The organism is Gammaproteobacteria bacterium, assembly GCA_015709635.1.
In the GTDB taxonomy this organism is placed as follows: Bacteria; Pseudomonadota; Gammaproteobacteria; order Burkholderiales; family Nitrosomonadaceae; genus Nitrosomonas.
This window is the reverse complement of the sequence record CP054180.1, coordinates 1,460,286-1,478,636: the sequence shown is the minus strand read 5'-3', so window position 1 is coordinate 1,478,636 and position 18,351 is coordinate 1,460,286. Positions and strand designations below refer to the sequence as shown.

At 49.4% G+C, this 18,351-nt stretch carries 15 protein-coding genes; 4 read left to right on the top strand and 11 right to left on the bottom strand.

Features of this window, described 5'->3' with window-relative positions; genetic code table 11:
- Positions 1 to 5: 5 nt before the first annotated feature.
- The 5 genes from HRU78_06730 to HRU78_06710 all read right to left on the bottom strand — a co-directional run bounded on the left by HRU78_06730 (position 6) and on the right by HRU78_06710 (position 5,590).
- The gene (locus HRU78_06730) at positions 6 to 2,219 is read right to left on the bottom strand and encodes an LPS-assembly protein LptD (GenBank protein ID QOJ23387.1); all 2,214 of its coding nucleotides are present in this window, start codon (positions 2,217 to 2,219) and stop codon (positions 6 to 8) included.
- A 140-nt stretch (positions 2,220 to 2,359) separates the two neighbouring features.
- On the bottom strand, positions 2,360 to 2,704 hold the full coding sequence (locus tag HRU78_06725; GenBank protein QOJ23386.1) for a DMT family protein: 345 nt from the start codon (positions 2,702 to 2,704) through the stop codon (positions 2,360 to 2,362).
- A 4-nt stretch (positions 2,705 to 2,708) separates the two neighbouring features.
- A complete protein-coding gene (gene ubiD / locus HRU78_06720) occupies positions 2,709 to 4,172 on the bottom strand; it encodes a 4-hydroxy-3-polyprenylbenzoate decarboxylase (GenBank protein QOJ23385.1) in 1,464 nt (487 codons plus the stop codon).
- Between the two features lie 9 nt (positions 4,173 to 4,181).
- Entirely contained in the window at positions 4,182 to 5,051 is an 870-nt protein-coding gene (gene ubiA / locus HRU78_06715) for a 4-hydroxybenzoate octaprenyltransferase (GenBank protein ID QOJ23384.1), read from the bottom strand.
- The gene (locus HRU78_06710; GenBank protein QOJ23383.1) at positions 5,048 to 5,590 is read right to left on the bottom strand and encodes a chorismate lyase; all 543 of its coding nucleotides are present in this window, start codon (positions 5,588 to 5,590) and stop codon (positions 5,048 to 5,050) included. The genes ubiA and HRU78_06710 overlap by 4 nt, the downstream gene beginning before the upstream one ends.
- Before the next feature lie 278 nt (positions 5,591 to 5,868).
- Between HRU78_06710 and HRU78_06705 the strand changes: the two genes are divergently transcribed.
- Positions 5,869 to 7,014 (top strand): bacteriohemerythrin, encoded by a 1,146-nt coding sequence (locus tag HRU78_06705; protein ID QOJ23382.1) that lies wholly within the window; start codon positions 5,869 to 5,871, stop codon positions 7,012 to 7,014.
- Positions 7,015 to 7,171: 157 nt separating this feature from the next.
- Here HRU78_06705 and recG read toward each other — a convergent pair whose 3' ends face one another.
- Both recG and HRU78_06695 read right to left on the bottom strand, forming a co-directional pair.
- The gene (gene recG / locus HRU78_06700; protein ID QOJ23381.1) at positions 7,172 to 9,205 is read right to left on the bottom strand and encodes an ATP-dependent DNA helicase RecG; all 2,034 of its coding nucleotides are present in this window, start codon (positions 9,203 to 9,205) and stop codon (positions 7,172 to 7,174) included.
- 36 nt (positions 9,206 to 9,241) lie between these two features.
- On the bottom strand, positions 9,242 to 9,634 hold the full coding sequence (locus tag HRU78_06695) for a RidA family protein (protein ID QOJ23380.1): 393 nt from the start codon (positions 9,632 to 9,634) through the stop codon (positions 9,242 to 9,244).
- A 151-nt stretch (positions 9,635 to 9,785) separates the two neighbouring features.
- Here HRU78_06695 and murA point away from each other — a divergent pair, with 151 nt between their 5' ends.
- The gene (gene murA, locus HRU78_06690) at positions 9,786 to 11,039 is read left to right on the top strand and encodes a UDP-N-acetylglucosamine 1-carboxyvinyltransferase (protein QOJ23379.1); all 1,254 of its coding nucleotides are present in this window, start codon (positions 9,786 to 9,788) and stop codon (positions 11,037 to 11,039) included.
- Positions 11,040 to 11,114: 75 nt separating this feature from the next.
- Here murA and HRU78_06685 read toward each other — a convergent pair whose 3' ends face one another.
- Positions 11,115 to 11,729 (bottom strand): hypothetical protein, encoded by a 615-nt coding sequence (locus tag HRU78_06685; GenBank protein QOJ23378.1) that lies wholly within the window; start codon positions 11,727 to 11,729, stop codon positions 11,115 to 11,117.
- 252 nt (positions 11,730 to 11,981) lie between these two features.
- On the opposite strand from HRU78_06685, the gene argH reads away from it, so the two are divergent.
- Positions 11,982 to 13,379 carry an argininosuccinate lyase gene (gene argH, locus HRU78_06680; protein ID QOJ24952.1) on the top strand — a complete coding sequence of 466 codons (1,398 nt, stop codon included), beginning with the start codon at positions 11,982 to 11,984 and terminating at the stop codon, positions 13,377 to 13,379.
- A gap of 140 nt (positions 13,380 to 13,519) precedes the next feature.
- Here the strand turns inward: argH and HRU78_06675 are convergent, their stop codons facing one another.
- From HRU78_06675 to HRU78_06665, 3 genes are all read right to left on the bottom strand, one after another.
- On the bottom strand, positions 13,520 to 15,709 hold the full coding sequence (locus HRU78_06675; protein ID QOJ24951.1) for a DUF4157 domain-containing protein: 2,190 nt from the start codon (positions 15,707 to 15,709) through the stop codon (positions 13,520 to 13,522).
- 586 nt (positions 15,710 to 16,295) lie between these two features.
- Complete coding sequence (locus HRU78_06670; GenBank protein ID QOJ23377.1) at positions 16,296 to 16,937, bottom strand: IS1595 family transposase; 642 nt, start codon at positions 16,935 to 16,937, stop codon at positions 16,296 to 16,298.
- Positions 16,938 to 17,161: 224 nt separating this feature from the next.
- Entirely contained in the window at positions 17,162 to 17,728 is a 567-nt protein-coding gene (locus HRU78_06665; protein QOJ23376.1) for a DUF2780 domain-containing protein, read from the bottom strand.
- A gap of 334 nt (positions 17,729 to 18,062) precedes the next feature.
- Here HRU78_06665 and HRU78_06660 point away from each other — a divergent pair, with 334 nt between their 5' ends.
- Entirely contained in the window at positions 18,063 to 18,260 is a 198-nt protein-coding gene (locus HRU78_06660; GenBank protein ID QOJ23375.1) for a hypothetical protein, read from the top strand.
- The last annotated feature ends 91 nt before the right edge of the window (positions 18,261 to 18,351 follow it).

Sequence of the window (18,351 nt, the reverse complement as noted above, 5' to 3'; positions counted from 1 at the left end):
AACGATCAATGAATGCTGGTATAACCGGGAATGCTTTGCTGCAGTACTTGTAGCGGATTGTTGCCGATCCCCATCAATCCCTTCAATTCAAGCTGCACAAAAAATGCGGTAGTGGTCGTATTCGTCGCTGTCGTCAACCGTTGCAGTACTAAGCGCAAAGCCCAGCAACATGAGTTATATTCAAGACCTGCCAATCCAGCCAGAATTTTATCATCCAGCAATGAATAATTAACCCGGGTCAAGCCATGCCAATTCCCGCCGATCGGCCATTGCACCGAAGTATCGACTTGCTCCAGCACGCCTCGGGTGAAGCGGTAACCCAAATTGAGCACTTTGCCGGTTTCTGGCTGGTAACTAATACCAGTTCGAACTTTCTCAGTCTGTAGATGAGCTTCATCCATCTGTATATTGGTATCGGTACTGATACTCCGCGACAATCTCCCCGATATCGCCGCAATGAAGTCCGATCTACCGCTGGTGACTTGAGGCGGAAGCAATACTACTTTAGGGTCGTTGAAATTGAATTGCTGCCCGATAGCGAGGCGCAAATATTCAATTCCGCTTGACTGCTCGACAAATCGCGACGTTAATGCGGTCACGACCCGATTGGCATCATTGATGCGATCGCCGCCGCTGAAGCGATTCTCAGTGAGTATTTGGGCGAAACTGAAGTCATTGACCGCGGAATCAAAGTTCGGCAGATAATCTTGGTTGCGGTAAGGCGCGTAAACATAAAATAAACGCGGCTCCAGCGTTTGGATAAATTTCGTACCGCTAACTTCAAGTTGCCGATCAAATGCAACGCCGCTGTCCCAACTGAAAATGGGAATGGTCCGATCGATAGATTCCCCTTTGTCGCCAACCGGCTTATCCAGATTGTAGTGTGTATAGTGCAAGCCGATTTTAGGTGTGATGTAACCGAATTCATTGCGTAACGGCAGACTAACATTTGGGTAGAGTATTAAGCGGTTACCGTTTATGAACGTCGGGTGATAGAAGTTGGTCCAGCTGCTCTTCAACTCAAAATCCATTTTCCCTACGTTATATTTCACCGCATTCAAAGAAAAGTGCGGCAAGCGCTCGTAGGGAGGTACAAACGGCGCCAGCGGATCTTGTATGGTCTGGAAACCTTGAGCAAATCCGGTGAATTGCAATGCACCGTCCCTGCCCCAGCGGCCGTTATAGGCAACACCGCCTTGTTGCGATAAGTTGGTCAAACTGGTTTGCGCCAAGTTAGGAGTCAATTGACGGAAATACAAATCGTCGGATACTCGGTTATAGTTGAGAAAACCCTGCCAGCCTCTGCCAAAATCCTGCGTATGCGTATATAAAACCCCCCAGCGGGTTCGATTAGTGTCGATATCCATCGGCAGAATATCGAATAACAAGTTACCGCTCATATTGTTATTGCCGACATAACGTAACTCATTACTCAGCATAAAACCGCGTCTGGTCATAACTCTGGGCATTATCGTGGCATCTATGTTTGGTGCGATATTTAAATAAATCGGCAATCCGGTATCAAATCCGGTTTTCGCGTTATAGCCGGTAACCGGTGTCAGAAATCCTGTTTTTCGCTTGCCACTGTAGGAAAAATTTATCCACGGCGAATACAGAATCGGCACGTCTTTAAAAACGACACTGACATTCCGTGCTGTACCGACTTCCTTCTTATTGTCGACTTCCAGTTCCTCTGTTCGCAGATACCAGTCACGTTTTCTTTCCGGACAAGTCGTGTAATTGGCTTCTGTGACACGATAATGATCTTCACCCTCGAGATACAGGATATCGCCAGCACCGCGGCCTCGTCCTTTTTTCATTGAATAGCGCGGCTCGGTTAACTGACCGACTTCAGTTCCGACATTAAGCTCGAGCTTCTTACCTTTCAGGATATCCTTGGGTCTCTCCAAGCGCACATTCCCTTCCACTTCGGCGTCTTCGGTCTGCTCGTAGTATTTCATGCGGTCTGCGCTGAGCGTATTGTCACCCTGCTGCAACACCGCATTTCCGGTCGCCTCGACTTCTTGTTTGTAATAGCCGGTAATGCGATCAGCTTCAATAAATACGGGTTTCTTTTGCGGTTTGATGACAGGTTTATGCTCGCTTTCGCTTTCATTCTGGTCTGTGGTTTTGGGGACAACGCAACTGCCCCATCCGGCTAGCGGTAAAGTAAGTAATAAAATCAGGATGAATATCCGCAGGGTGATGTGTTTCTTCATTCCGGGTTTACTTCGCAGTGCTTATCCATCTGATTCAATTATTTGTAATCCTTCCGAACGATTGCGTATTGTACTCTTTCTCGCATTTGGCGATCTATCGAAAAAAAGAATTTTGCATTATGCAAAAAATCAAAATATGACTATCGTGTACGGAACATGAAATAAATCGCCCCTACCATGCACAAGGCTGCCCAGAGATAATCGAGCTTCAACGGTTCCTTCAAATACCAGAGTGCGAACGGCACAAACACGGTCAGCGTGACGACTTCCTGCAGGATCTTGAGTTGTGCCACCGATAGCACCGAATAACCGATGCGATTGGCGGGAACCTGTAGCATGTATTCGAAGAAAGCAATGCCCCAACTGACCAGCGCGGCAACAATCCACGGTTTGTGGTTCAATTCCTTCAAATGCGCGTACCAGGCAAACGTCATGAACACGTTGCTCATGGTCAGCAACAAGATGGTGTGCCAAACCTCGCGCATGGTGTTAAATTCCGAGATCCTGCCAAATGGCATCAACCCGCTGCTTGATTGCATCATCCATCACAATCGGCGTGCCCCACTCGCGGTTTGTTTCACCGGGAAATTTGTTGGTCGCATCCAATCCCATCTTGCCGCCCAATCCGGAAATCGGGCTGGCAAAATCGAGGTAATCGATCGGGGTGTTTTCCACCAGCAAGGTATCGCGCACCGGATCGACGCGAGTGGTGATCGCCCAGATCACTTCCTTCCAGTCGCGCACGTTGATGTCGTCGTCGGTGACGATGATGAACTTGGTGTACATGAATTGGCGCAAAAAGCTCCAGATACCGAACATCACGCGCTTACTGTGCCCGGCGTATTGCTTTTTCATGCTGACCACCGCCATACGGTACGAACATCCTTCCGGTGGCAGATAAAAATCGGTAATTTCCGGAAATTGTTTTTGCAGCAGCGGCACGAACACTTCGTTCAACGCCACGCCCAGAATGGCCGGTTCATCGGGCGGTTTGCCGGTGTACGTCGAATGATAAATCGGATTGCGCCGCATGGTGATGCGATTGATGGTAAAGACCGGAAAGGTTTCCTGCTCGTTGTAGTAACCGGTGTGGTCGCCATAAGGTCCCTCCAGTGCGGTTTCACCGGGATGAATCGCGCCTTCCAGCACAATCTCGGCGCTTGCCGGCACCTGCAGGTCGTTACCGATGCACTTCACCACTTCGGTTTTCGCGCCGCGCAGCAGCCCGGCAAACTGATATTCGCTCAATGTATCCGGCACCGGTGTCACGGCACCGAGAATGGTCGCCGGATCGGCGCCCAAAGCCACCGCCAGCGGATAAGGCTTACCGGGATTTTGCAGACTGAATTCACGGAAATCCAGCGCGCCGCCACGATGCGCCAACCAACGCATGATCACTTTGTTGGGCGCGATCACTTGCTGACGGTAAATACCTAAATTCTGCCGGGTTTTGTTCGGCCCGCGGGTCACCGTCAAACCCCAGGTGATCAGCGGCGCAACATCGCCCGGCCAGCACGTCTGAATCGGTATCCGGTTCAGATCGACATCGTTGCCTTCCCAGACGATTTCCTGGCATGGTGCGCTACTCAATTCCCTCGGCGCCATGTTCAATACTTGTTTCAATACCGGCAATTTATCCCAGGCATCTTTCAGTCCCTTCGGCGGATCGGGTTCTTTCAGGTAGGCCAGCAGCTTGCCGACCTCGCGCAGCGCTTCGACCGATTCTTGCCCCATACCTAATGCCACGCGCTTGGGGGTACCGAACAAATTACCCAGCACCGGCATGGTGTGGCCTTTAGGATGCTCGAACAACACCGCCGGCCCTTGCGCTTTGAGAATGCGATCGCAAATTTCCGTCATTTCCAGCTTGGGATCGACTTCGGTTTGAATGCGCTTCAGCTCTCCCAGCGCTTCCAATTGCGCCAGAAAATCGCGCAGGTCTTTATATTGCATGAGGAATCCTTAATGCGGAAAAATGGCAAAATCGAGTACGATTCCGGCAAATACGGCCATCCCCACCCAATTGTTGTGCAAAAAAGCCTTGAAGCACAAGGCCCGGTCGCGGTTGCGGATCAGCTTGTATTGGTAGGCAATCAAGCCGCTTGCCGTTATCAGTCCGGCGTAATACGCCAGATTCATCTGCTGCAGTTGTCCGATCAGCAACATGATCGCAAGGAAGCATGCGTGGCATACCATGACACCCAGCACATCAAACTGGCCGAAAGTAATCGCCGAGGTTTTGATGCCAATTTTCAGATCATCCGGCTTATCGACGATGGCGTACGCCGTATCATAAGCGATCACCCAGAACAGATTGGCAAGCATCAGAATCCAGATAATCGACGGCAAACTGCCGGTTTGTGCGGCGAAAGCCATGGGAATGCCGAAACTGAACGCAATGCCCAAATACGCCTGCGGCATGGCAAAAAAACGTTTGGTGAACGGGTAGGTTCCTGCCAGAAACAATGCCGGCACGGAAAGCAGAATAGTTAACTGATTCAGGGGCAGAACCAATAAAAAAGCGCAGATACTCAACCCCGCCGCCAACCATAACGCTTCCTTGGAACTCACTCTTCCTGCGGCCATTGGCCGGTTCTTGGTACGCTCGACATGCGAATCGATTTTACGGTCGGCAAAATCGTTGATGACGCAACCCGCAGAGCGCATCAACACTGTGCCCAGCACAAAAATAACCAGAATAAGCCCATCGGGAAAGCCTTGTGCCGCAAACCACAGACCCCACAGCATGGGCCACAACAACAGCAAAATACCGATCGGTTTGTCGAGCCGCATCAATTGCGCGTAGGTTTTGATTCGATCTGCCACGTTCATAACGGTAAATTCAAGATAGCGGGTAAAAATACTTCGGTCACTAGAATCGATTGGCCGTGCAAGGTAAACAACGAACGCCGCGCCCACAGATTCGCCGGTTTTTCCGGTAAACGGCTGCACGCGCGTTCGTACAAAAAATGCCCGCAACTCACTTTTTTAAACTGCAGTGGCGTGCGTTTGATTTTGGGATTGGTAAACAACACCGTTCCTAACGACTTATTGCCCAATCCACTCAATCCGCGCCACGCACCGCGCAAATTCTTACGCGCCACCACGGAATGCGCGAACACTAGCGGAGTGTTACCGCAATATAAATAAACTTCCCGCACCAACGCCAATTCATTCGGACGCAATTGCATGACATCCTGCTCATCACCATAAACCCGGCGCAACGACTGAAACACCGGCTGCACGCGAAAACCGCTGCAGCGGTCTTGAATGCGCCGCGTCAAGGAGCCGCGATCTTGCAACCAGATGCGCTGACGGAATGAAACAGAGATCAGTTCCGCATGCCATGCCAGCGGATGCGCTTCATTCATTGCGGCAATATTATCAAATGGGATTGTTGCATGATGGAAATTCTAATGCTGCGATCCGGCAAAGTTATTTTGAGAGCTGTTGGCAGCGGATTATACAACAGACTGTATACAGGCATTGCATAACCGCGACCATCCGGCCGTGATTCATCGTACCGGTCATTCAGTACATTTCCTTAATGCCAAGAATGGTAAAATTCATAAGAGTGGAAGTAGGATTAAGATGACGCTGGTTTGCTCCGTTTATTAGATTTTTAACCATCAATACTCAGAAGTATTAAATGAATTACCTTTTGGATAAATTTGAAGTATTCCCATGGAATGAGAATCTGGATACCGGGATAGCCATCATCGACGAGCAGCATAAAAAGCTCGTTTCGTTACTAAACCGGCTAGCAACCGCTTTGGTGCGCGGCAACCCGATTGAAACAAATGATATTTTTACCGAATTGACACAATACGCCGAATTTCATTTTGAAACTGAAGAAGCTATCTGGCTCGAACACTTTGGCAATGATTCCTGGCTATCTTCGCATCAACTGAGTCATTCTTCGTTCCTGCCCAAAGTCATCGAGCTGAAGGAAGGTGAAAAAAACAAACCGCAAAACGAAATCATTGAAAGCATCATTTTATTTCTGATTCGCTGGCTGGCATTCCACATTCTGGATAGCGACAAGCGCATGGCGCTTCTTATTCAATACATCGATGACGGATTGTCTTTCGATCAAGCCAAAATCGCTTCCGATAAGAAAATGAGTGGTTCAATCCGGGTTGTCATAGAAACCGTGATGCAGATGTACGATAGCTTATCTTCGCGCACGATGGAGCTCATGCGTGAAAGCCACAAGCGGGAGCAAATTGAAAAAGAACTGCATAAAGCCAATAAGCAATTGCGCAAAGCGAATTTGAGATTGGAGTCACTGGCGGTAACCGACCAGCTTACCGATTTGTTCAATCGCCGGCATTTCAATACGATATTTGCACGCGAATTAAAAAGAGCCAAGCGCGATAAAGCCCCTTTGGCGCTGATCATGCTGGACATCGATCACTTCAAGAAAATCAATGACCATTACGGGCATAGCGCTGGCGACCGCGCATTGATGCAGATTAGCCGAAAATTAAAAGAAATCTGTCACCGGCCCGGCGACTTCCCCTTCCGCCTGGGCGGTGAGGAGTTCGGTATTCTGGCAGCGAATCTTGATTATCAAGGTACCACAGAGTTTGCTGAAATTATCCGCAAGGAAATGGAAAATTTGCACATTCACAATGAATATAGCAGTGCATCGCGGTATTTAACCGTCTCAATCGGATCAATCACGCGCATACCCGGCAAAACGGATACAGTCGATAGTTTTATGTCAGTTGCCGATACCCGGCTGTATCAAGCGAAAGAGTTGGGGCGAAACCGGGTTGTGGCGGGAGACTGAGTTCGCATTACATGGCTAGGGAAACGCTGAAAAAGGTAGCGAGCGATGATCGGGCAAGGCGAAACCAGGTGAAAAAGCGCAATTTACATGGAGTAAATGAACATTTTGAGCCTGATTTCAACGCAGCTTGAACGAGCGCAGTCGTTTTTCAGCGCTTCTAGACCCGTAAATACTCCGTTCTATCCCCCAACCAGCGCGCAATATGCCGCTGCGCCATTTCCGGGTGATCGTTGAGCATTTCCTCGGCGGCAGCTTGCGCCGCGCTCAGCAATTCACCATCTTGCTCCAGATCGGCAAAACGCAGCATCGGCACGCCGCTCTGACGTGCGCCGAGAAATTCACCGGGGCCGCGCAGTTGCAGGTCCTGGCGGGCAATTTCAAAACCATCGGTGTATTCAAAAATAATTTTGAGCCGCTGGCGCGCGATTTCGGATAACGGTTGTTGAAACAATAAAATGCAAATGCTGGCTTCCGTGCCGCGTCCGACACGGCCGCGCAATTGATGCAATTGCGACAACCCCATGCGCTCGGCATTCTCAATCACCATCAGCGACGCATTCGGCACGTCCACGCCGACTTCGATAACCGTCGTCGCCACCAGCAATTGAATGTCCCCTTGTTTGAACGACGCCATAACAGCCACTTTCTCCTGTGGCGATAAGCGCCCGTGCACCAAACCGACACGCACATGCGGCAACATGCTGGTTAAATTTTCGCAAGTTTCCAGCGCGGTTTGCAATTGCAAGGTTTCGGATTCCTCGATCAACGGACACACCCAGTAGACTTGCTTGCCTTGTTCGCAAGCCTGTTGAATCCGAGCCATGATCTCGCCACGGCGATTATCGGCGATCAATTTGGTTACGACCGGCGACCGTCCGGGCGGTAATTCATCGATGATCGACACATCCAGATCGGCAAAATAACTCATCGACAGCGTGCGCGGTATCGGCGTGGCACTCATCATCAATTGATGCGGCACCTGATCGGATTGTGCACCTTTCATGCGCAGCGCCAGTCGCTGGTGCACACCGAAACGATGCTGTTCATCAATGATCGCCAAGCCTAATTGCTGAAACACCACCTGCTCTTGAAACAAGGCATGCGTGCCGATCACGAGCCGCGCGGAACCCACTTCGATTTGTTCCAGCACGGCTCGCTTCTGTTTCTTCTTCTGGCTGCCGGATAGCCAGACCACCGCAATTCCCAGCGGCTCGAACCAACTTGTCAGTTTCTGAAAATGCTGTTCGGCGAGGATTTCGGTCGGCGCCATGATCGCGGCTTGGAAACCGTTCTCGATCGCTTGCAGCGCGGCCAAAGCAGCCACGATCGTTTTACCGCTGCCGACATCGCCTTGCAGCAAGCGCTGCATCGGGTAAGGAGAGGTCAGATCGCGGCTGATTTCCGTGGCAACCTTGGTTTGTGCAGCGGTCAGTTGAAAATTTAGCTGCGCGAGAAACGATTGCTGCAATTCGCCTTTTTGCACCAAAACCGGCGCGGCACGGCTGCGCCGCTGCCGGTAATGTATGCGCATCGATAGCTGCTGCGCCAGCAATTCGTCGAATTTGATACGCCGCCAGGCGGGATGGGTGCGTGCCTGCAATGCTTCCATCGATACCTCGGGAGGCGGATTGTGCAAGCACATCACACTATCGCGGAAACCTGCCAGCCGGTATTGCCGGATGATGCGCTCGGGCAGGGTTTCATTCAGTGTTTGCTGCGCCTGCTGCAAAGCTTGCTTGATCAATTTGCCGAGAATCTTTTGTGACAAACCGGCAGTCACAGGATAAACCGGCGTCATCGCTTCAGCCAGCGGTTCCCCGGTGCGTACGATGCGGCATTTGGGATGTACCATTTCCGCGCCGAAAAAACCGCTGCGCACCTCGCCCAACAACCGCACACGCTTACCCTCCGCGTAGGTTTTGATCTGACTGCCGTAGAAATTCAGGAAACGCATGACCAGCACTCCGCTGTTGTCTTCAACTTGGCAAACCAGTTGCCGCCTGGGCCGAACCACGACTTCGGCATGCACGATGACGCCTTCGACTTGCACCGTTTGTCCTGGTGGCGCATCGGCAATTGCAAACAACCGCGTTTCGTCTTCGTAGCGGATCGGCAAATGCAAAATCAAGTCCAGATCGTTGCAAATACCCAGGCGGGATAGTTTCTCCTGCACGGCGGAATGGGCAATCATCGCACCGTTTGTGATCGTACGACTGTACAGTTGAGCTTAATTTGGCAACACCATGATTGCATCCATTTCCACCAGCGCACCGCGCGGCAACGCTTTGACGCCGACAGCCGCACGCGCCGGATAGGGCTGGGAAAAATGGCTGGCCATGATGTCGTTGACCAGCGCGAAATTCGCCAGGTCGGTCAGAAATATATTGAGCTTCACAATGTCGCTCAAACTGCCGCCGCCGGCTGCCGCCACCGCTTTCAGATTGGCAAATACCTGTTGAGTCTGGTCTTCGATATCGTCTGCCATTTGCATACTGACCGGATCCAACCCGATCTGCCCCGATAGATAGATCGTATATCCTCCTCCCTTCACCCGCACTGCCTGTGAGTAAGTGCCGATAGCCTGTGGCGCATCGGCGGTATGGATGATTTGCTTGGTCATTTTTTCTCCCTATGAAATTGATTCGATTTTTTTGTTATAGTTGGTGCCCGCAAATAACCTTAACCACGCTATCGCGTTATGATGCAGCGAACCTTGACACATTTCAACCGGCAAGGATTTTAATCGAACCTTCACTCAAATTATTCATGCTATGCAAAAACTGATTATCCAAGGTGGCATACCGCTACGTGGGGAAATTTCCATTTCGGGCGCAAAAAATGCTGCGCTACCCGTTCTATGCGCCGCATTGTTAACCGGGGAATCCTTAAGAATCAGTAATGTTCCAGATCTACAAGACATTACCACCATGCTGTCGCTGCTCAAACAAATGGGAACAAACGTGATTGCGCAGAGTAACGGCGAAGTTGTGCTGTCTGCCGCAACATTGACACAGCTGGTGGCGCCGTACGAAATGGTCAAAACCATGCGCGCCGCCATTTTGGTGCTTGGACCGCTGCTTGCGCGCGCCGGCGAGGCGGAGATTTCTCTGCCCGGCGGCTGCGCCATCGGCTTGCGTCCCGTCGATCAACATATCAAAGGCTTACAGGCAATGGGAGCTGAAATCACTATCCGGCACGGCTATATTCATGCCGTAGCCCAAAAGCTGTACGGTGCGCGCATCGTGTTCGATATCGTCACCGTCACCGGAACGGAAAATCTGATGATGGCGGCAACCTTGGCTGAGGGAACGACTATCCTTGAGAACGTCGCACGCGAACCGGAAATCATCGATCTAGCCGATTGCCTGAATGCGATGGGCGCAAAGATTCACGGTGCCGGCAGCGACATCATCACGATCGAGGGCGTAGCATCGCTGTATGGCGCGGAACATACCGTCATGCCCGACCGGATTGAAACCGGCACTTTTCTGGCGGCAGCTACCGCAACCGGCGGCGAGATCCATCTAAAAAACACCGCGGCCCATTTGCTCGACGCTGTGCTGGATAAACTCATCGAAGCGGGCGCGCGGATCGATGCCAATGTCAACGGAATCACGTTGACGATGCAATCAAAACCCAAATCCGTAAATGTCCGCACCGCTCCTTATCCGGCTTTTCCCACCGATATGCAAGCGCAATTCATGGCATTGAATTGCATCGCGGACGGTACCGCCATCATGACCGAAACTATTTTTGAAAACCGCCTGATGCATGTGCAGGAACTCAAGCGCATGAACGCCAACATCGAAGTGGAAGGCAATACCGCCATTGTCACCGGTATTTCCCAACTGGATGGCGCCAACGTGATGGCAACCGATTTGCGCGCTTCGGCCAGTCTGGTCATTGCCGGTCTGGTTGCGCAAGGCGAAACGGTGATTGACCGCATTTATCATCTGGATCGCGGCTATGAAAATATCGAGGGAAAACTATCTGCGCTCGGCGCGCAAATCCGCCGCAGCCAATAAAAAAGGCTTTTGCCATGGCAAAAGCCTTTTCATAAACATGCCAAAATATTAAGCCACGCGTGCGGCCAATCAATTCTAAAACTTAGGTTTTTTATAGCTGACAACCAATGTGGCGATTTTTTTGTTCAATCCCATCACCGGAACAACCAGAATTTTTTTGCCATCGGCATCGGATTTAACTGAAATTTTTTGCAGATTGAGGATTTCTTTCGGGAAAATTTCCGTGCCTTTTGTTTCTTCCAGGCGTTTATCCGTGGAAACCAGCAACTGACCGTCTTCACCGATCAACACCACGCGTTCGGTATCTTTCATTCTGACGATTTCGCTCAAATATTGATCGATTTGATCAATATTGTTGCGGATCAATTCACCGCGTACCGCCCAAGACAAAACCTGCCCGAAGCGCTCTTCTTCCTTTACGTATTGCTGATCAGCGTATTCACGAGCCTGCTGCGTAATTAGTGTGCGCTCGCTTTCAAGTTTCTTCGCCAGATCGGATTCCACTTTACCGACAGCAATGAATTTCCATGCGATGACAGCGAGCAAGAGCCCTACAAGAATTGCAAAATATTTGGCGGGCAGTTGTGTGGTCGGAATTTTCTCGATCCATTCAAACTTGGCATTGAATGACGAGAGTAAGTTTTCAGCTTTGGATTGTTGATTCGGGTTTTGTTTGTTGTAATCCGACATGGATAACTCCTTCTGTTATGGGTAGCAGTGATAAAGCTGAATTATCCATGAATCCGGGAAGGAGGAAAAGTAGCATGTTCCAATTAGGCGGCGGTTTCACGCAGAATTCATTATTTATGCATCATAAAACCGCACGATTCTAAAATCCCGCTCAGGCTTAAACCGCTTGCGCGGTTATGTTTTATAATGCGCGGTTTACAGGTGTTGGCGCCGCAAACCGGAGATAAAAACGTCATGGATAACAATGCAGCAATGGAAAAGCAGAATAATAAAAAAACCTGGTCGGGACGTTTTAACGAGCCGGTGTCCGCGCTGGTGGAGCGCTACACGGCTTCGGTGAGCTTTGATCAACGTTTGGCTGAATACGATATCCAAGGATCGCTGGCACACGCGCAAATGCTGGCGGAACAACACATCATCAGCAACCAGGATCTGGCAGATATCCAGCGCGGCTTAGAGCAAATCCGCGAGGAAATACGCAATCACCAGTTTATTTGGTCGCAACAACTGGAAGACGTGCATCTCAATATCGAAAAACGCCTCACCGCCCTGGTCGGCGACGCCGGTAAACGGTTGCACACCGGCCGCTCGCGCAACGATCAGGTGGCAACCGATATCCGCCTGTTTTTACGTGCTGCGATCGATGAAATCATCGGCTTGATCAAGACCATGCAGCTTGCACTTCTCGATCTGGCGGAACAGCATGTTGACACGGTGATGCCCGGCTTTACCCACCTGCAAGTCGCGCAACCGGTTTCGTTCGGTCATCATTTGATGGCGTATTTCGAAATGCTGAAGCGCGACGCTGAGCGCTTGAGTGATTGCCGCAAACGGGTCAATCAATTGCCGCTGGGCGCCGCCGCGCTGGCCGGTACCAGTTATCCGATCAAGCGCGAACGGGTGGCACAGATTCTCGGTTTCGATGGTGTTTGTCAAAACTCGCTGGATGCCGTGTCGGATCGCGACTTCGCCATTGAATTCAGCGCCTGCGCGGCGCTGATCATGACGCATTTATCGCGCATGTCGGAAGAATTCATTTTGTGGATGAATCCGTCGTTCGGTTTTATTCAATTAGCCGATCGCTTTTGCACCGGTTCGTCGATCATGCCGCAGAAAAAGAATCCGGACGTACCGGAGCTGGTGCGCGGTAAAACCGGCCGCGTCAATGGCCATCTGGTGGCGCTACTGACGCTGATGAAAGCGCAGCCGCTGGCGTACAACAAGGATAACCAGGAGGACAAAGAACCGCTGTTCGATACCGTCGACACGCTGGCGGATACGCTGCGGATCTATGCCGACATGCTCGGCGGCGTACGCGTCAATCACGATCGCATGCGCCAAGCGGCACTGCGTGGCTACGCCACTGCCACCGATCTGGCGGATTATCTGGTCAAGAAAGGCATTCCGTTCCGCGATGCGCATGAAATCGTCGCTCAGGCGGTACAGTATGCGGAACAAAAAGGTTGCGATCTCAGCAAATTGGAACTGAGCGAATTGCAAACCTTCTCCGCACAGATCGAAGCCGACATTTTCGCGCTGTTGACGCTGGAAGGATCGATGCAAAGCCGCGACCATACCGGCGGAACAGCACCGGAACAGGTGCAAGCGGCAATTAACCGGGCTAGGCAGTCGTTCTTGGAATCATACTGATCAAGTTTCTAAGTCGATCTACAATCACTCCGGTGCAGTTTTTACTACCATCAACAATCAATGCGATCTGAAGTGATAGATACCATACAAAAAGCTTAGCCATAGAATATTGGATCGCAAGACTCCGTTAGCGATTTTCTCTAATCGTTAAAGAATTTTTTTCCAACAGTTCTGAAGTTTTCTAATTTACTCGGAAGGCTATCCAGCGGGTATCTAATCGGCATTCCACGGATTTCAGTAAGCAACTGTAATAAAACTCCTTTAGTATTATTCCAGTTTTGAACGATTTGATTGGCATTGATTGTATTGGTTGTTAACGATTTATTGACGCGCTCTTCCCAGTCAATAAGTAGTTTTTTTGCTTCATTGCTGAAATACCGGCGGGTCCCCCAGTATTCCGCAACTTTGAGTGCTTCTAAGGTCAGGTGTTTTTCCAGGTCAGTGGGGTGAATTTTTTTCAATTTCGCTGCAGTACTTTGAGTGGTCAAGTCATCCAAATTGGCTTGCATGGCAGAATCGAGATCACCCAATTTTTCCCAATGCTCTGTATTTTTAATTGCTGTCTTAGCGGCAACAATTGCTTTGCTAATCAAATTCAAGCGCCATGCGTTCGCCGGATCGCTTGCGGCCAAGCGGATGGGTAAAGAATGAAGTCCAATGCTTAACACATTCATCCAATTTCGCCATTCACTCAATACTTTGCCTGCACCGCCATCCTGGTTTGTAATGTGATGTTGCCGTATGTAAATATTGAACAATTCGGTCTCTTCAACAAAATCGCTCTTGTTGAGAGCAGAGATGGCGGTTGCCACGTGAAATGGAAGACCCGAAAATTCATTTGTGATCGAAACCGCTGATTTGCGTAACAGCGACGTCGGTTCAAAGGATTTACGATGGATCTGCCCGCCGGGTACAGGCAACGGCGCATGGTTTACCAGCAACTGCGCCCCCACAGTGGCTGTCACTGCGGCTTGCAAGCGAGGCCAATCGTTGCAGAAAGCCTCGCTTTCCTCTTCAAACTGATTGTCAATCGCATACTGCATGAAATTGCCGGTTGTAAACAAATTGTCCATCAGCAAGTCGTATAAACTCTGGCAATTATTGACCGCACCGTATCCGACATTGTTTTGGGTGCGTACAATCAATTGCGCTAACTTGCTGGAAATACCCCAAATCCGCAATAAGGCCTTCTCGGATACGCCTTCGATATCGCGTTGCACTGTGCCTGCAATAGTCGGCGGGGGGCTAATGTTAGCAAGTATCGAACCATTATCTGTCGCCGCAATCGACCACGAGTTGTTCATGGAATCCCAGGTCCTGTACGCCGCGCGTAGGCTTTGCGGAAAGAATTGCTTGTTATAGTCGGTCTCGACATTTCCGGTAGCACCATAACCGAAATAGTCGATCTCGATGCGATAATGCAAGGCAGCAAATGCGGCGGACTGTTTCATACCAGTTTCAAAGGTATGCAACCAGGAACCCGTATTATCGCTGTGCGTGGTTGGTATCAATAGATCAGTATCTTTTCCATCGCCACCCAATCCGGCGTTGAGTATGTGAAAGCGCACCCAGTTGCCTTTCACTTTGGGTACCATGGTATAAAGCCAGCGCCAACCGAGTGGATCGGCATCCGGTGAGGAACCTATATTGTTATTACGCGGAATGACGGCCTCCAGCCCGCCGATACGATTCAAATTACCGCCGGTACCATTGGAATTACGCGAGAAATTACCGCTATATTCAGGCCATACTTGAGTTTTGGTTCCCTGAGGCGCCGGAGTATGTTGCGGTGCCGTGGTTGGTGCCTGACGTTGATAAACAAGTTTATTTTTCGAATCAGAGTGTGCAAGGATATGCATTGCCGCCTGATACTGTGGTACCCCTCCTCCCATCACATCCGCTTTCTGCCCCAACCTCCGATCATCATTAACCGGCACATCATCTTTCATTTGCAGCGTGGGTTGTACCCTGCCCTGCGCTTGTTGTACCACATGCCAGGCTTCATGCGGCAGATGCCGCTCCTGTCCCGGAGCCACATGAATATCCGTTCCCTGCGTATAAGCCAAGGCATTAAGTTGCGCTGGCTGCGACGAGTTGTAATGCACTTTGACATTGTCCAGCGACAGGCCTGAAAGCGATTCGATTCCCGTCTTGAGGTTATCCGGCAATCCGGTGTTGTTGGGTGCGGCGACGGGCCCCTCTGCGAGCTGGACAGCTTTTGTCTGCAGCGACCCTCCCGTTTCCTGTCTTTGCGCAGTGACAGTAGAGCTATTATCGATATTCTCTATGAATTTGCGCTGCGCCACTTGGCGTGAGCTATTGCGGATCATGTCACTCAGCCGGTGCTGAGCTGCAATTTTAGGACTGGAATCGATTATTGCCTTTAGTTGTACCAATCCGTCCACTTGCGGGCTATTCTCGATCATGGATTCTAACTGAACCATCTGTGCGTTTTGGGGAGATGCGATCGCCGCGCCTTTATTCTGCGCGGCGGATTGATTGTGCGGTTGACTATGTTGTGCTTGTACTCTTCTCACGATCTTATCCTTATAACTACTCGTGGCGCTTCATTTCGATACATCCACTCCCACAATCATACTTTCCCGGCGAGATCTAATATTGCACGAAAGCTGGCTATTCGGTCAAACACCACAAAGAAGCGCTGAAAATTGCACCAATTTATGCAGAATTTAGAAAGCAACAGTAAGAAAACTATCTGAAATGATAAAATCAAAAGGACCGGCTAAATCGAGGAGTAGTTGTTTTAGATCATAAAGATTACCGAAGAAAGCAAAAGAGCAATTAGGAAAAAAGAACAATTGGGTATGGGAAAAATCATTCGCAATCCATCGACAGCCCTCTTGAATAATCATGCAATAATTTTTGGGGCTGTAGTAGATCAGGTTAAATCTGAGTTCAAAGTTTGAGTATTTTTAGTTGTTGTTTAGGTATTCCATAATTGAATCTGAATTCGCATTCTTTGAGAAACAGTGGAAATGATTCTTTAGGAATGCCATTGTATTTTCTTAAGACGCGTTTAGCCTGATTCCAAAAGTTCTCAATGCCATTGATGTGATTCTTACCTTGAGCAAAGAGTGTGGAATGATTGATCCGTTCATGGTAAAAATGATTCACATCAAGCGCATTGTAACTGCGATAATAATCTGTATAAACTACGCTGTCAGGTGCTATTTTTCTAGTAATGAGCGGCATCAACGTTTCTGTCTTGGTATCTCCAACAACCTTCGTATAGACCTTGCCACCGCGTTTCAATATGCCAAACACCGCAACCTTACTTGCAGCACCTCGACCTCGTTTACCTTTACAGATACCGCCAAAGTAGCTTTCATCCAACTCCACCACACCAGCAAAGATTTCGTGAGATTCCTGTTCCAAATGGTAAATAATCACTTCGCGTATTTTGCGATGAAACAGTGCTGCACTATTGGGTTGTATTTCCAGTATATCGGCTGCCGATCTTGCTGTAACCTCCAACACAAAGTATTCCAGTAGCTTTAATTGTGCTTTCTTTAATAATCTACAATAGCTTATCTTCATTCAATTAGCTTAGCATCTAAGCTAATCTACTACAGACCCTTGATTTTTTTATTGAACTTGCGATTCCCCGTGGTCTTGCCACGGGGAGCATTATAGTTTTTGTGTTTTTGAAGTCAGCGTAGCGTGCCGTTTTTGGTTTTCTGCGCCGTAATACCCCGCGGTCTTGCCGCGGGGATAGGTGCAGGGCGCGCGGAGCAAATTTATTCCGAAGGATTCTTTTGTACTTAACGCGAGGTTAATGCGGATTGAAATAAATTGGCCGTTGCTTGTCCGCTTGTCTTACTTACATAGTTTGTGATGATTGGAATGAATTGTCCTACCATATCGGGGGAAAGATTCAATTGTTTGAATGATGCTGCTAGTGCAGTTGCACTGCCCAGTGTGCTATTGCCGCTCGCCAGGGAGGATAAATTCGACAAAGATGGGGCTGCACCTAGCATGGTGCTCATTCCTGGGACAGATCGTGATAATGTCGAAAATGCTTGTGGATTCATGCTGCTTTGCGCCATCTGAAATATTGCTCCAGCGCCCCCCAGTGCTTGTTGCTGCGATACGCCAAGCCGATGAGCCAAAATATCCACCAAGCCAATTTGAGCAACGCCTTCCGGATTAGCGGCAGCCGCCGTACCAGCATTAAGAATTTGCTTGCCGCTTTGTGCTGCTCCTTCGACTGTTGATAAGCCTTGATTGACCGCACCAATGGGGTTACTACCGCCAGTATTGGTTGCACAACCAGTGATTGTCGCTAGAAATATTACAGCACTTAATTGAAAGTAATTGCTATTTTTCATGATAACTCCTTATTGAATACAGACATGTGATCGGAAACTATCTCCATGATACAGAACGTGCAGCGGATAAAAATGTAAAAGTCATGCAATAATATCTCAATCCGCGTATCAGCGATCATTTAACCGGCATTGGTGATTATAGCGCTTCTGCATTTTTATGAAGGAAGTGTGTTTGATCAAACAAGATGCCTGAAGGCCATCTCCATTGCTGCTTTCAGGCACTTTTTTGTACGCATGGTAATACCGTGTCACACATTCTTCATTATTAAGTCATTAAAACTTCATATTGTTTGATTATTCTTACTTACATCAACTAATACAACAGAGGGAAACAATGTATTGCGTGATTAAAGAATGGCCGAATAAAATGGCAACCCTGATGACGGAAGATGGGGTCGTGCTCTGGACGTTCAGTAATGTCGAAGAAGCCCGGAAAGTTTGGCATGATTGGTGCTCACTGCAAAACGGCAAGATTGCCTGTCAAATCGAAAATTTTGGCAGATCCGGTTTGCCCGAGCAAAGTATTCCTTAAGGAAGCTCTGAAAAGATAACGAGCGATGGCCAAGTAAGGCGGAATCAGGCGAAAAAACGCAATTTATGAGTGATAAATGAGCATTTTGCGC

Excerpts from the sequence above, each read along its gene's own strand:
- HRU78_06730 (QOJ23387.1), bottom strand. The coding sequence starts at position 2,219 with ATGAAGAAACACATCACCCTGCGGATATTCATCCTGATTTTATTACTT.
- HRU78_06725 (QOJ23386.1), bottom strand. The coding sequence starts at position 2,704 with ATGCGCGAGGTTTGGCACACCATCTTGTTGCTGACCATGAGCAACGTG.
- ubiD (QOJ23385.1), bottom strand. The coding sequence starts at position 4,172 with ATGCAATATAAAGACCTGCGCGATTTTCTGGCGCAATTGGAAGCGCTG.
- ubiA (QOJ23384.1), bottom strand. The coding sequence starts at position 5,051 with ATGAACGTGGCAGATCGAATCAAAACCTACGCGCAATTGATGCGGCTC.
- HRU78_06710 (QOJ23383.1), bottom strand. The coding sequence starts at position 5,590 with ATGAATGAAGCGCATCCGCTGGCATGGCATGCGGAACTGATCTCTGTT.
- HRU78_06705 (QOJ23382.1), top strand. The coding sequence starts at position 5,869 with ATGAATTACCTTTTGGATAAATTTGAAGTATTCCCATGGAATGAGAAT.
- recG (QOJ23381.1), bottom strand. The coding sequence starts at position 9,205 with ATGATTGCCCATTCCGCCGTGCAGGAGAAACTATCCCGCCTGGGTATT.
- HRU78_06695 (QOJ23380.1), bottom strand. The coding sequence starts at position 9,634 with ATGACCAAGCAAATCATCCATACCGCCGATGCGCCACAGGCTATCGGC.
- murA (QOJ23379.1), top strand. The coding sequence starts at position 9,786 with ATGCAAAAACTGATTATCCAAGGTGGCATACCGCTACGTGGGGAAATT.
- HRU78_06685 (QOJ23378.1), bottom strand. The coding sequence starts at position 11,729 with ATGTCGGATTACAACAAACAAAACCCGAATCAACAATCCAAAGCTGAA.
- argH (QOJ24952.1), top strand. The coding sequence starts at position 11,982 with ATGGAAAAGCAGAATAATAAAAAAACCTGGTCGGGACGTTTTAACGAG.
- HRU78_06675 (QOJ24951.1), bottom strand. The coding sequence starts at position 15,709 with ATGATCCGCAATAGCTCACGCCAAGTGGCGCAGCGCAAATTCATAGAG.
- HRU78_06670 (QOJ23377.1), bottom strand. The coding sequence starts at position 16,937 with ATGAAGATAAGCTATTGTAGATTATTAAAGAAAGCACAATTAAAGCTA.
- HRU78_06665 (QOJ23376.1), bottom strand. The coding sequence starts at position 17,728 with ATGAAAAATAGCAATTACTTTCAATTAAGTGCTGTAATATTTCTAGCG.
- HRU78_06660 (QOJ23375.1), top strand. The coding sequence starts at position 18,063 with ATGTATTGCGTGATTAAAGAATGGCCGAATAAAATGGCAACCCTGATG.